Annotated in this window: 9 protein-coding genes; 6 read left to right on the top strand and 3 right to left on the bottom strand. The window is 27.2% G+C overall.

Annotation, left to right across the window (positions count from 1 at the left end; all coding sequences use genetic code 11):
* Positions 1 to 7: 7 nt before the first annotated feature.
* Positions 8 to 2,677: a valine--tRNA ligase gene (locus H0H71_RS00935; RefSeq protein WP_185856331.1), complete on the top strand. Its 2,670-nt coding sequence runs from the start codon at positions 8 to 10 to the stop codon at positions 2,675 to 2,677.
* A gap of 5 nt (positions 2,678 to 2,682) precedes the next feature.
* On the opposite strand, the gene H0H71_RS00930 is transcribed toward H0H71_RS00935, so the two are convergent.
* From H0H71_RS00930 to ndk, 3 genes are all read right to left on the bottom strand, one after another.
* Positions 2,683 to 3,453 carry a TPM domain-containing protein gene (locus H0H71_RS00930; RefSeq protein WP_238784464.1) on the bottom strand — a complete coding sequence of 257 codons (771 nt, stop codon included), beginning with the start codon at positions 3,451 to 3,453 and terminating at the stop codon, positions 2,683 to 2,685.
* A gap of 90 nt (positions 3,454 to 3,543) precedes the next feature.
* Positions 3,544 to 4,146, bottom strand: coding sequence for a LemA family protein (locus H0H71_RS00925; protein ID WP_185856327.1), 603 nt, complete (start codon positions 4,144 to 4,146; stop codon positions 3,544 to 3,546).
* A gap of 39 nt (positions 4,147 to 4,185) precedes the next feature.
* On the bottom strand, positions 4,186 to 4,644 hold the full coding sequence (gene ndk, locus H0H71_RS00920; protein ID WP_238784463.1) for a nucleoside-diphosphate kinase: 459 nt from the start codon (positions 4,642 to 4,644) through the stop codon (positions 4,186 to 4,188).
* Positions 4,645 to 4,805: 161 nt separating this feature from the next.
* On the opposite strand from ndk, the gene H0H71_RS00915 reads away from it, so the two are divergent.
* The 5 genes from H0H71_RS00915 (at position 4,806) to H0H71_RS00895 (ending at position 13,369) form a co-directional block, all read left to right on the top strand.
* Positions 4,806 to 7,259, top strand: coding sequence for an alpha-ketoacid dehydrogenase subunit alpha/beta (locus H0H71_RS00915; RefSeq protein WP_185856325.1), 2,454 nt, complete (start codon positions 4,806 to 4,808; stop codon positions 7,257 to 7,259).
* Positions 7,260 to 7,329: 70 nt separating this feature from the next.
* A complete protein-coding gene (locus H0H71_RS00910) occupies positions 7,330 to 8,391 on the top strand; it encodes a branched-chain amino acid aminotransferase (protein WP_185856323.1) in 1,062 nt (353 codons plus the stop codon).
* 38 nt (positions 8,392 to 8,429) lie between these two features.
* Positions 8,430 to 10,190 (top strand): arginine--tRNA ligase, encoded by a 1,761-nt coding sequence (argS, locus tag H0H71_RS00905; RefSeq protein ID WP_185856321.1) that lies wholly within the window; start codon positions 8,430 to 8,432, stop codon positions 10,188 to 10,190.
* Positions 10,191 to 10,204: 14 nt separating this feature from the next.
* Positions 10,205 to 11,557: a signal recognition particle protein gene (gene ffh, locus H0H71_RS00900; RefSeq protein ID WP_185856319.1), complete on the top strand. Its 1,353-nt coding sequence runs from the start codon at positions 10,205 to 10,207 to the stop codon at positions 11,555 to 11,557.
* A 144-nt stretch (positions 11,558 to 11,701) separates the two neighbouring features.
* Positions 11,702 to 13,369: a glycerol-3-phosphate dehydrogenase/oxidase gene (locus H0H71_RS00895; RefSeq protein WP_185856317.1), complete on the top strand. Its 1,668-nt coding sequence runs from the start codon at positions 11,702 to 11,704 to the stop codon at positions 13,367 to 13,369.
* Positions 13,370 to 13,375 lie beyond the last annotated feature (6 nt).

Raw genomic sequence — 13,375 nt, 5'->3', positions numbered from 1 at the left:
ACAATTTATGGATATTATTCCTATTAAATACGATCCAAAATACGTAGAAAAAAAAATATATCATCATTGGATGAAAGGAGGTTATTTTGGATCTTATCCAGATAAGGATAAGATTCCTTATACAATTTTAATGCCTCCACCTAATATCACTGGAATTCTTCATATTGGTCATATTTTAAACAACACTATTCAAGATATATTAATTCGATACGCCAGAATGAAAGGATACAATACGTGTTGGATTCCGGGAACAGATCACGCTTCTATTGCTACAGAAGCAAAAGTTGTTAATTTGTTAAAGCAACAAGGATTATCCAAAATTATTATGGGAAGAGAGAAATTCTTGTATCATGTTTTAAAATGGTCTAAAAAACATCAGAATATTATCTTGAATCAACTAAAAAGATTGGGGTGTTCTTGCGATTGGAAGAGAACTCAATTTACGATGAGTCAAGGGTTGTCGAAATCTATTACAAAAGTTTTTATAGATTTATATGAAAAAGGATATATATACAGAGGGCATCATGTCGTGAATTGGGATACAGAAGCAAAAACCACTCTTTCGGATGAAGAAGTAATCTACAAAGAACAAAAGGGGAAACTTTATCATATAAAATATCAAATTGAAGGAGAAAAAAATTTTGTAACTATTGCAACAACTCGTCCTGAAACTATATTTGGAGATACTGCTATTTGTTTTCATCCGGATGATATTCGTTATTTTCATTTAAAAAATAAAAAAGTTATAGTTCCAATAGTTAATAGAGTGATTCCTGTGATTCAAGATTCATATGTAGATCAAAATTTTGGAACTGGATGTTTAAAAATAACCCCTGCTCATGATATTAATGATAAAAATATTTCTGATAAACATCATTTAGAGGTTATTAATATCTTCAATGAAGACGCTACTATAAATGAAAAAGGACTTCATTATAAAGGTATGGATCGTTTTGAAGTTAGAAAGAGAGTTATTAAAGAATTATTTCAATTAAAATCTGTAGTGAAGATAGAAGAAAATCATAATTATAAAATAGGTTTTTCAGAAAGAACTCAATCTATAGTAGAACAACGATTGTCACTTCAATGGTTTTTAAAAATGAAAAAAATATCCATCCATGCTATAGATGCAGTAAAGAATGGAGAGATTCAATTTCATCCCAGTAAATTCAAAAAAAATTATTTCCAGTGGATGGAAAAAATTAGAGATTGGAATATATCTAGACAATTGTGGTGGGGACATCGTATTCCTGTTTATTACTATGGAAAAAAAAATAGTGATTTCGTTGTAGCAGAAAATTTTGAAATAGCTTTAAAAAAAGCTAGAAAAAAAAGTAAAAATAAAAAATTGCAATCTGATCAAATTAAAATGGAAACAGATGTTTTAGACACTTGGTTTTCTTCTTGGATTTTACCTATATCTGTATTTAACGGAATTCATCATCCTTATAACCGTGAAATATCTTATTATTATCCTACTGAAGATTTGGTAACAGGTTCTGATATTTTATTTTTTTGGGTTGCACGTATGATTATGGCAGGGTTTCTTTTTCAAAAAGAAAAACCATTTAAAAATGTTTATTTTACTGGTATAATAAGAGATTCTAAAAATAGGAAGATATCTAAATCTCTAAACAATTCTCCGAATACTATGAATTTGATTGAAAAATATGGAGCAGATGCTGTTCGTGTAGGAATTATGCTTAGAACTAACGCGGGAAAAGATTTTCATTTTGATGAAAAAATTTGTTTACAAGGAAGAAATTTTTCTAACAAAATATGGAATGCTTTTCGTTTAATTCAAAGTTGGAAAATAAAATCAAAATCTGATAAAACAGATATTTCTGAATCATCTAATATCGCTTTCATATGGTTTGAAAATCGTTTTTATTATGTTCTAGAAACTTTTGAAAAATTTTTTATAAAGTATAAGTTCAATGAATCATTGATGATTTTGTACAAATTTATTTGGAATGATTTTTGTTCTTATTTCCTTGAAATAATAAAATCATCTGGAGATTTTAGATCAAAATACGTTTATTTAAATACCGTAAAATGGTTTGAAAATATATTAAAATTATTACATCCTTATATGCCTTTTCTTTCAGAAGAAATTTGGAATCTTATTCAAAAGAGAACTTCAGAAGAAGCTTTAATTATTTCTTCTTGGCCTAAAAAAAATTCATATAATCATGATATATTAGTTTCTTTTGAAAAAGCAACTGAAATTGTATCTCAAATACGAAATATTAGAAATATTAAACGTATTCCTTATAAAAGGAAACTTGTGTTATTTACTAATAGTATAATAGAAAAAAAATGTGATTCAGTAATTTTAAAATTAGCAAACTTATCTAAAATTGTTTCTATAAAAAAACCTGTAAAAGGAAATTTTTTTTCATTTCTTTTAGGAAAAGATAGATATTTTTTATCAGAAGAAAAAGAAAATATCTTTTTCATTAAGAATAAGAATGATCAAGATGAAATAATAGATGTTATTAAAATTGAAAGAGAAATTAAATATTTTGACAATCTATTATCTAGAATACGAAAAAATTTATCAAACGATAAATATGTCAAGTCTGTTCCCAAACAAATTCTTTTAAAGGAAAAAAAAAAAGAAAATGATACTTTGGAAAAAATAGCTATTTTAAAAGGCTATTTAAGAAATCAATAAATTAATTAATCCCAATTATCGCTGGCTCCTCCTCCCCCAAACGATCCTCCACCTCCAAATCCATCATCATCAAAGAAATCTTCATTTTCTTCTTCTTCATATTTTTGGTGTGAATTTCTAAATAGAAAATTTGTTAAAAAAAACGGATTTATCAGTAATGAATAAAATTCTAAATCATTTTTTCTATGTAGTAGAAATGCAACTAGAAAAATACTAAACGGGATCAAAAAAGTCCATAAAAAAAAATTATTATTTTTTTTCTTTTTTCTGTATTTATTATTATTTTTGAATTTATTATTCAAAATATTAAAAACCTCTTTTGTACTGAAATCTATAGCTTGATAAAAATCCCCCCTCTGTAATTGAGGTTTTATTTTTTTTATGATCTGTCCAGTTGATAAATCTGTTATATATGGTTCTATTCCATATCCATTTTGAATGGATATTTTCTTGTCTCTAACAGAGAGTAATAGAACAATTCCATTATTTTTATATTTTTTTCCAATATGCCATTTTTCACCCCATTTAGAAGCCAAAATACTTGGATCTTCTCCATAAAGATCTTGAACTATAGAAACTAAAATTTCTGTAGACGTTATTTTGGAATATGAAATAAGTTTCTTATTTAAAGAATCTATATCAGTTGTTGACAATACACCTGCATAATCTTGAATAGGAGATATTTTTTTTGGAGGGGGGGGGATATGATGAAATTGCCCTTTCACTGAATTGGAAGTGAAAATCAATAAAACTAAAAAAAAATTCAGAATTTGCATGTAGTTTGTCATTAAAATCTTTTTTTTAAAGACATTGTAAACTGATTTTATTATTTCAAAATAATAGGAAATTTGGATCAAAAAAAAAAATTAATCCCTAAAATCTATAAGAGGGGATTTTTTTGCTCCAATATGAGATTGAAAATATCCTTTCTCTTTAAATTGATAAAACAAATTTGCAACTATAAATTTAGGAAATTGATTTCTATAAGTATTAAAATTATTTACTTGATCATTAAAACGATTTCTTTCCACACTGATTCTATTTTCTGTTCCTTCTAATTGATTTTGTAATTCGTAAAAATTTTGTGTAGATTTCAGATCAGGATAATTCTCTACTATCAACAATAATCTTCCAACAGAACGGTTTAGTTCTTCTTGTGCTTTTTGGAATTTGCTAATTTTATCTTGGCTTAAGTCATTTGAGTTGATCTTTATGGAAGTTGCTTTTGATCTTGATTCTATTATTTGATTAAGTGTATTTTTTTCAAAATTAGCTGACCCTTTTACTGTATTTACTAAATTTGGAATGAGATCCGCTCTACGTTGATAAACAGTTTCTACCTGCCCCCATTGTGTTTTAATGTTTTCATTCAATTTTACCAATTGATTATATGTTCCAGTCATCCATATTCCTATTCCAAATAGAAATATGAAAATACTGGAAATTGTAATGAAAAAAATTTTTTTCATTTTTTTTAATTTTGTAACAAATTACAAATTTGTAAATTTTTAATCTGAATTTTTCAATTCAGTAAAAAAAATTTCTCTATTAGAAAAATAAAATTGACATTCTTTTAAAGCGTTTTTATTACTATCCGATCCATGAATAGCGTTTTTTTCTAAAGAACTTGCATATAATTTTCGTATAGTTCCTTCTGCTGCGTATATAGGATTTGTATTTCCTATTAGAGTTCTAAAATCTTCTACGGCATTTTCTTTTTCTAATAGAACTGATACAATTGGACCAGAAGACATAAATTCTACTAAGGATTCAAAAAATAAACTTTTTTTATGTTCTGAATAAAATTTTTTAGCAGATTTTTTTGAAAGTACCATCATTTTTATCGCTCTAATACGAAATCCTGCATTGACTATCTTAAACAAGATTTCCCATGTATATCCTTTTTTAACTGCATCAGGTTTTATCATAGCACATGTAATTCTTCCATTAAAAAAATGAGAAATCATAATAATAATATAATAATGATTTTAAATGTATTTTTCCTATTCTTTTTTTTGCTAAAATACTGAATAGTTCTCTTTTCTATCTATGCAAAAAAAAGAATAGGAAATCTGTTCATCTAAAAAATTAAAATTCCTGTATTTTCATAACACAAAAATTTGTATTCATGAATAATAATAACAGTGATCAAGAATATAAAAATAATAATTCTGAAATTAAATCTTCTTTTGATTCATTTAGAAAAATGATTTTAGATGATTATAAATTAGCACGTATTAGTCGTGAAACAAGCCTTTTAGGACGTAAAGAAGTATTAAATGGAAGAGCAAAATTTGGAATATTTGGAGATGGAAAAGAAATTCCACAATTGGCTATGGCAAAAGTTTTTAAGAATGGAGATTTTAGATCTGGATATTATAGAGATCAAACTTTTATGATGGCAATAGGAGTTTTGAATGTCAGAAGTTTTTTTTCTCAGTTGTACGCACATTCTGATTTAGAAGCTGAACCGGTTTCATCTGGAAGAATGATGACTGCGCATTTTGGAACGCGGTTACTGAACGATGATGGAAGTTGGAAGAATCTTATACGTCAAAAAAATTCTATTGCAGATATATCTTCTACTGCATCTCAAATGCCAAGACTATTAGGATTAGCTCAGGCTTCTAAAATTTATAAGAAATTAAAAAATCTGAATAAAACACATAGAATGTTTTCCAATAATGGAAACGAAGTGGCGTTTGGAACTATTGGAAATGCAAGTATCTCTGAAGGTTTATTTTGGGAAACTGTAAATGCAGCATCAGTTTTGCAAATTCCCATTATTCTTTCTATTTGGGATGATGAATATGGAATTTCAGTTACTAATAAGTATCAATTTTCAAAAAAAAATATCAGTGATCTTTTATATGGATTTCAGAGAACAAAAAAAGAGAATGGAATAGAAATTATACGTGTAAATGGATCGAATTATATGGATCTTACAAAAACATATTTAAGAGCAGAGAAAATAGCTAGAAATGCACATATTCCAGTAATCATTCATGTAACAAATTTAACTCAACCTCAAGGCCATTCTACATCTTCATCACATGAAAGATATAAATCGAAAGAACGTTTAGAATGGGAAATGAGAAATGATGGAATAAAAAAATTTAGAGATTGGATTTTAAACTTTAAGTTTGAAAAAAATAAAGGTGTATTTCGGAACATTTCTAATGTTTATTCTTTGAATAAAATAGATATAGAAGCTAAAGCATATGTTAAAAAAGAACAAGAAATAGCTTGGGTGGCTTTTCAGAGGCCTATTAAAAAAATAAAAAATGAATCTGTAATTTTTTTACAGAAGTTACAAGAAACATTTCCATATAAAAAATGGATAAAAAAATTTCTAAAAGAGTTACATAATTCTAAACATTTGCAGACAAAAAAATCTATTTACCGTGTAGTTAGAAAAACTCTATATTTTCTTTCTAAGGAAAAATCATATCAAAAAGATTGTTTGAAGAGATGGTTTCATAAAAAATATAGTAAAGAAGAAGAGAACTATTCTTCACATTTATATAGTTTTTCAGAAAAATCAGCAGTCAAAATAAATGAAGTGCTTCCTCTATATAATAAAAGAAATGCCACTTTTGAAGTGGATGGAAGAATTGTTTTAAGAGAGAATTTTGATAAATTATTAGAGTTATATCCTGATCTTTTAATTTTTGGAGAAGATGTGGGAAAAATAGGAGATGTAAACCAAGGATTGGAAGGTCTTCAAAGAAAATATGGAGAAACACGTGTTTTTGATACGGGAATACGAGAATCAACTATTCTGGGACAAGGTATAGGTCTTGCAATGCGTGGACTTCGTCCTATAGTTGAAATTCAATATTTAGACTATATATTGTATGCTTTACAAATTATGAGTGATGACCTAGCTTGTTTACAATATAGAACGAGAGGAGGACAAAAATCACCTGTAATTATTAGAACTAGAGGACATCGTTTAGAAGGAATATGGCATTCTGGATCTCCTATGGGAGGTCTTATTAATTATTTAAGGGGGGTTTTTATTCTTGTTCCTAGAAACATGGTAAAAGCAGCTGGTTTTTATAATACTTTGTTAGCTGGAGATGACCCCGCTTTGGTAATTGAGTGTCTTAATGGATATAGAATAAAAGAAAAATTGCCAGAAAACTTGGGAAATTTTAGAACCCCAATAGGAATAGTAGAGATTACAAGAATAGGAAAAGATATTACCATTGTTACTTATGGTTCTACATGGAGAATTGTAAATGAAGCAGCAGAAGAATTATCTAAAATTCATATAGATTCTGAAATTATTGATGTTCAATCTCTATTACCTTTGGATATACAAAAAGATATTAGAAAAAGTTTAAAGAAAACAAATCGGTTATTGATTATAGACGAAGATGTTCCGGGAGGAGCATCTGCTTATCTTCTACAAAAGATATTAGAAGAACAAAAGGGGTATTATTATTTAGATAGTCCACCTATTACAATTACAGCTAAAGAACATCGTCCTCCTTATGGATCTGATGGGGATTACTTTTCAAAACCTTCTGTTGAAAATATTGTAGAAAAAGTGTTAAAAATTATGCATGATACTTAGATAAAAGTTAAGAATTTTTTTTAAAAATCTAATTTATATTTGATAAAGTTTTTATTGTTTTTGTATGTGTATGAAAATAGAAAAAACCTTGCATTCAAGGATTAAAAAAATAAATTTTAATAATATTTCTTTTGGAAATCATTGTTCTGATCATATGTTTTGTTCTGAATTTAGAAATGGTGAGTGGAAGAACTCTATTATAAAACCGTTTGGAGATATAGTGGTTTCTCCTCTTTCTCTCGTATTTCATTATGGCCAAGCTATTTTTGAAGGTATGAAAGCTTATAAGGATAAAAACGGGGAAGTTTTTTTATTTCGTCCAGAAGAAAATTTTAGAAGAATGAATAGATCTGCTATTCGGTTGGAAATGCCTACTATTCCAGAATCTATTTTCATGAATGGTTTGAAAAAATTAATTGATATAGATAGGGATTGGATTCCCAAAAATTATGGACAATCTTTGTATATTCGTCCTTTTTTAATCGCAACAGATGGGGTTTTATCTGCTAACCCATCTAATGAATATTTGTTTATGATTATATCTACTCCTGCAGACTCTTATTATAAATCTCCTTTAAAAATAAAAATAGAAGAAAAGTATAGTCGTTCTGCATCAGGAGGAGTTGGCTTTACTAAAGCTGCTGGAAATTATGCTTCTTCTTTTTATCCTACTAGATTAGCAAGAGAAGAAGGATTTGATCAAATTTTATGGACCGATTCTTCTACTCATACATTAATAGAAGAATCGGGGACTATGAATGTTTTTTTTTGGTTAGAAAAGAAGCTCATTACTCCAAAAGCAAACGATAATATATTAAGCGGAATTACCTGCAAGAGTATTATGTCTTTAGCTAAAAAAAAAGGAATAAATGTACAAGAAAGAGATTTAAGTGTTTCAGAAATAATAGACGCATTAAAAAAAGGTATTCTAAAGGAAGCTTTTGGATGTGGTACGGCAGTAGTAGTAAACTATTTTAAAACAATTAGTTATCAAGGTAAAAAATTTTTTTTACCGAATTTAAACGAGAAAGAGAGAATTTCTATTCTATTAAGAAAAAGTTTATTAGACCTACAACATAATTTATCTGAAGATCCTTTTGGATGGAGATCCCCATTAAAAAAATACTTATAAATTCAATCCATTAAATATATTATATTATTTTTTTATATATGATTAGTAATAATGATTTTCAATCTATAGAGGAAATTACCGAGCAATCTATATCTATTTTATATGGGGTAGATCCTTGTCCTAAATTAGACTTTCAGTATACTAAAAAAAAATATACAGGAGATATTACTTTAATTTTGTTTTCTTTATCTAAAAAATTAAAAAAACCTGTAGAACAAATTGGGGCTCATATTGGGAATTATGTACAGAATAAATTGATGGGACTTATCTCTTTTTCTGTTGTAGGAGGTTATTTAAATTTTATTTTTGAGGATAGTTATTATTTTCATATCCTAAAAGAAATGTTAAATAAGAATTTTTATGATTTAAAATTACAAACTGAAAATATAATGGTAGAATACTCTTCTCCTAATGCAAATAAACCTCTTCACTTAGGACATATTAGAAATAATCTAATTGGTTATTCTATATCAGAGATATTAAAAATGGTTGGACATAAAATCATAAGAATTCAGATCATCAATGATAGGGGAATACATATCTGCAAATCTATGATTGCCTGGGAAGAGTTTGGAAAAGGAGACACTCCAGAAAGCGTAGGGATGAAAGGGGATCATTTTGTAGGAAAATATTATTGTTTATTTGACAAAATTTATCGTGAAGAAATTCAAAACTATTCCGGAATAAATTCAAAAAAAAAAGATGTCCCAATTTTGGAAAAATCTAGAAAATTATTAAAAAAATGGGAATCTGGAGATAGACCGACTATAAATCTTTGGAAAAAAATGAATCAATGGGTTTATAATGGATTCAAAAAAACTTATAAAGAATTAGGAATCACTTTCGATCAGGTAGAATATGAAAGTGATGTTTATGAAATTGGAAAGAATATTATAAAAAAAGGTCTTAAAAAAAAAATTTTTTTCAAAAAAAAAGATGGATCAGTTTGGATAGATCTAATGAAAGAAGGGTTTGATGAAAAACTTCTTTTACGATCTGATAAAACTTCTGTATATATGACTCAAGACATAGGAACTGCTGTAGAACGTTTTAGAAAATACAAGATAGATAAGTTAATCTATATTGTTGGAGAAGAACAAGATTATCATTTTCAGGTCCTTTTTAACATATTATCCCGTTTGGGATATGTATGGGTTAATAAATTATCTCATCTTTCTTACGGAATGGTTGAATTACCCAGTGGAAAAATGAAATCTAGGGAGGGAAATATTATAGATGCAGATCGTCTCATTTTAGAAATGTATTCTATAGCAAAAAAAAATTTTTTCAAGAATTTTTCAAAAGAAGAAAAAGAAAAATATTCTAAAATAATAGGAATAGGAGCTTTAAAGTATTATTTTCTTAAAGTGGATCCCAAAAAAAAAATTGTTTTTTATCCTGAAAAATCTATAGACTTTAAGGGGAATACTGGGACATATATTCAATATACTTATTCTAGAATTCGTTCATTAGAACGAAAATTTTTTGATCAATGTTCATTTACTAATGAATATTGGAATAATGCGAAATTTGATACATATGAAAGAAATATGATTAAAATTCTTAAAAAATATCCATTAATATTAAAAAAATCAGCAGAAAATTTGAATCCTTCTTTGGTCGCTAATTATATTTATGAAGTTTCTAAAATTTTTAATCATCTTTATCAAAACAAAAAAATGATAGATATTTTGGATATTGTTCATAGTAACATTCGAATGAATATTATTCATGTAACAGGAGATATTTTAAAATATGGTATGGGATTATTAGGAATAGAAATACTTGATCGTATGTAAAAAAAAACAAAATTATGTTTGACCAATTACAAAAAAAACTAGATAAAGCTCTTCATATTTTAAAGGGAAATAACAGAATTACTGAAATCAACATTTCAGAAACACTAAAAGAAATCAGAAGAGCTCTTATAGATTCAGATGTGAATTATAAAATTGCCCGAACATTTATTCAGAAAGTTAAGGAAAAATCCATTGGAAAAAAAGTTATCACTTCTTTAAAACCAAAAGAACTAATTATAAAAATAGTATATGATGAATTAGTAACCCTTATGGGGGAAAAAAATACGGAAATCAATATATCCAGAAGAAATCCTTCCGTTATTTTAATCTGTGGATTACAGGGAAGTGGAAAAACTTCCTTTTCCTCTAAATTAGCTTTTTTTTTTCAAAAAAAAAACAAATCTCCTTTATTAGTAGCTGCAGATATTTATCGTCCTGCAGCTATAGATCAATTGAGAATTCTTGCAGAGAAAGTTAAAATTCCTGTTTTCTTTTTAAAAGGAAGTAAAAATGTAATAGAAATTGTTCAAAAATCTATTTGTTATGCTAAAAAAGAAAACCACGATATAATTATCATTGATACTGCAGGGAGATTATCTATTAATAAAACAATGATGGATGAAATACAAAAAATTGATAAATCATGTCAACCAGATGAAATTTTATTTGTTGTAGATGGAATGACTGGACAAGATGCTATAAACACTGTTCAAATTTTTTCAAAATTTTTGAATTTTGATGGAATAGTTATGACAAAATTAGATGGAGATAGCAGAGGTGGAGCAGCTATTACCATATCCAGTATTGTTGGAAAGCCTATTAAATTTATTAGTAATGGAGAGAAAATAGAAGATATAGAGATTTTTCATCCAGATAGAATAGCTAATAGAATTCTAGGAATGGGGGACATAGTTTCTTTTGTAGAAAGAGTTCAGGAACAATTTGATGAAGAAAGAACTCAAAAAATTTATAATAAAATTTCAAAAAATCGTTTTAATTTTGAAGATTTATTAGAACAAATTCAACAAATAAAAAAAATAGGAGATCTAAAAAACATTATTTCCATGATTCCGGGGAGTCTAGGAATAGAAAGATTTTTTGATAAGAAAGCTACTAATAAAAAAAAGGATTCTCTCAAAAGAATAGAATCAATCATTCATTCTATGACTCCTTATGAAAGAAAAAATCCAAAAAAACTTTTCTCTGAAAGTAGAAAAAAAAGAATTTCAAAAGGATCTGGAATCCCATTGAAAGAAATAGATCTTTTTTTAAATCAATTTCATAGTATAAGCAAAATGATGAAAACTATCAATGTTAATTCCGGACAACAAATAATAAAAAATTTTTTATCAAGTATAAAAAAATAAAATGGAATTGCAATGGGATTTTATTTTTTATAAAAAATATGTCTTTTATTTATTATAAATATTTTTAATTTTGTTCATATTATATTAATTAATTTAATTGAAATATTCATAAATTACACTATTGTGAATGTGAATAAGTAATCCATGATGAAAGGTTTTTTTTTAAATAGAGATAAATTTTTGAACATTTTAGATAATATAAATATTTGGGATGTTCTCATTATTGGAGGAGGTGCTACAGGATTAGGAATTGCTTTGGATTCAGCTTCTCGAGGATATAAAACGATTCTTTTGGAACAATCCGATTTCTCTAAGGGGACTTCTAGCAGAAGTACCAAATTGGTTCATGGAGGAATACGATATTTAGCTCAAGGAAATATAAAATTAGTTTATGAAGCATTGCAAGAAAGAGGACTATTATTGAAAAATGCTCCTCATTTAGTAAAAAAACAACGATTTGTTATTCCAATTTTTAGTTGGAAAATGGGGTTTTTATATTGGACAGGTTTGAAACTTTACGAGTGGTTAGCTGGATCATTAAGTTTTGGAAAATGCAAGTTTTTATCCAAAAATGAAATATTAAAAATTTTTCCTGAAATTAAACCTGATAAGTTAAAAGGAGGAATCCTGTACTATGATGGACAATTTGACGACGCTCGTTTGGCTATTAATTTAGCACAAACTTGTGTTCAAAAAGGAGGTATTTTATTAAATTATTTTCAAGTTAAAAACCTGATCAAAAAAGTTGGAAATAAAATATCTGGGGTGATCGCGGATGATCTTGAAACTAAAAAAGAATATTCTATTTATTCAAAAACAGTGATTAATGCTACGGGGGTATTTTCCAATGCTATTTCAAAAATGGATGAATCAAAATGTACCATATTGATAAAGCCTAGCCAAGGAACACATATTGTATTAAAAAAATCTTTTTTTAGTAGTTCTAATGCTATAGTTATTCCGAAAACTTCTGATGGAAGAGTTTTGTTTAGTGTTCCATGGTATGATCATGTTTTAGTAGGAACTACAGATACGTTTCTAGATAAATGTATTCTTGAACCTAAACCTTTAGAAAAAGAAATAGATTTTATTTTAAAAACTTTTAATAAATATTTTATACATTCTCCTAGAAAATCTGATATATTAAGCGCTTTCTCAGGATTAAGACCTCTTGTTGTGTCCCATCATTTATCTCATTCTTCTTCTACTAAAGATATTTCTAGATCTCATAAACTAATGATAAGTCCTTCGGGATTGGTTACAATTATAGGTGGAAAATGGACAACATATAGAAAAATGGCTGAGGATACTGTTAATAAAGCCATTGAAATAGGAAATTTAAATAAAGTCCCTTCTTTAACAAAAAATATAAAAATTTATGGTTCCGTTTCTTCTTCAAATTCAAATAATAATAGAAAAAAACAAAGTTCTTGTTGGAAAAAATACGGAGAAGATGAATATCATATAAAAAAACTAATACAAGACAATCCTTTACTAGGAGATTCATTAATAATCTCACAAGAAGAAGACAACAAAGACGATAAGAATAAGTATTCTTCTTATTATTCCTGTACTAAAGCAGAAGTTATATGGATGGTACGTTATGAAATGGCTAGAACAATTGAAGATGTTTTAGCAAGAAGACTCCGTTTATTATTTTTAAATGCAAAAATAGCTATAGAGATTGCCCCAAAAGTTGCATCATTAATGGCTCAAGAACTCTCTAGAGATGAATCATGGGAAAAATCACAAGTCGCTTCTTTCAAAGAGTTAGCTATGCAATATTATTATCCATCAGATCCATCAGTTTGATATTTT

Source organism: Blattabacterium cuenoti (genome assembly GCF_014251375.1).
Classification (GTDB): Bacteria; Bacteroidota; Bacteroidia; order Flavobacteriales; family Blattabacteriaceae; genus Blattabacterium; species Blattabacterium cuenoti_K.
This window is presented reverse-complemented; position numbering and strand designations above follow the sequence as displayed.

What these genes read in the sequence shown, in the direction of transcription:
- H0H71_RS00935 (WP_185856331.1), top strand. Translation starts at nt 8, where the DNA reads ATGGATATTATTCCTATTAAATACGATCCAAAATACGTAGAAAAAAAA.
- H0H71_RS00930 (WP_238784464.1), bottom strand. Translation starts at nt 3,453, where the DNA reads ATGCAAATTCTGAATTTTTTTTTAGTTTTATTGATTTTCACTTCCAAT.
- H0H71_RS00925 (WP_185856327.1), bottom strand. Translation starts at nt 4,146, where the DNA reads ATGAAAAAAATTTTTTTCATTACAATTTCCAGTATTTTCATATTTCTA.
- ndk (WP_238784463.1), bottom strand. Translation starts at nt 4,644, where the DNA reads ATGATTTCTCATTTTTTTAATGGAAGAATTACATGTGCTATGATAAAA.
- H0H71_RS00915 (WP_185856325.1), top strand. Translation starts at nt 4,806, where the DNA reads ATGAATAATAATAACAGTGATCAAGAATATAAAAATAATAATTCTGAA.
- H0H71_RS00910 (WP_185856323.1), top strand. Translation starts at nt 7,330, where the DNA reads ATGAAAATAGAAAAAACCTTGCATTCAAGGATTAAAAAAATAAATTTT.
- argS (WP_185856321.1), top strand. Translation starts at nt 8,430, where the DNA reads ATGATTAGTAATAATGATTTTCAATCTATAGAGGAAATTACCGAGCAA.
- ffh (WP_185856319.1), top strand. Translation starts at nt 10,205, where the DNA reads ATGTTTGACCAATTACAAAAAAAACTAGATAAAGCTCTTCATATTTTA.
- H0H71_RS00895 (WP_185856317.1), top strand. Translation starts at nt 11,702, where the DNA reads ATGATGAAAGGTTTTTTTTTAAATAGAGATAAATTTTTGAACATTTTA.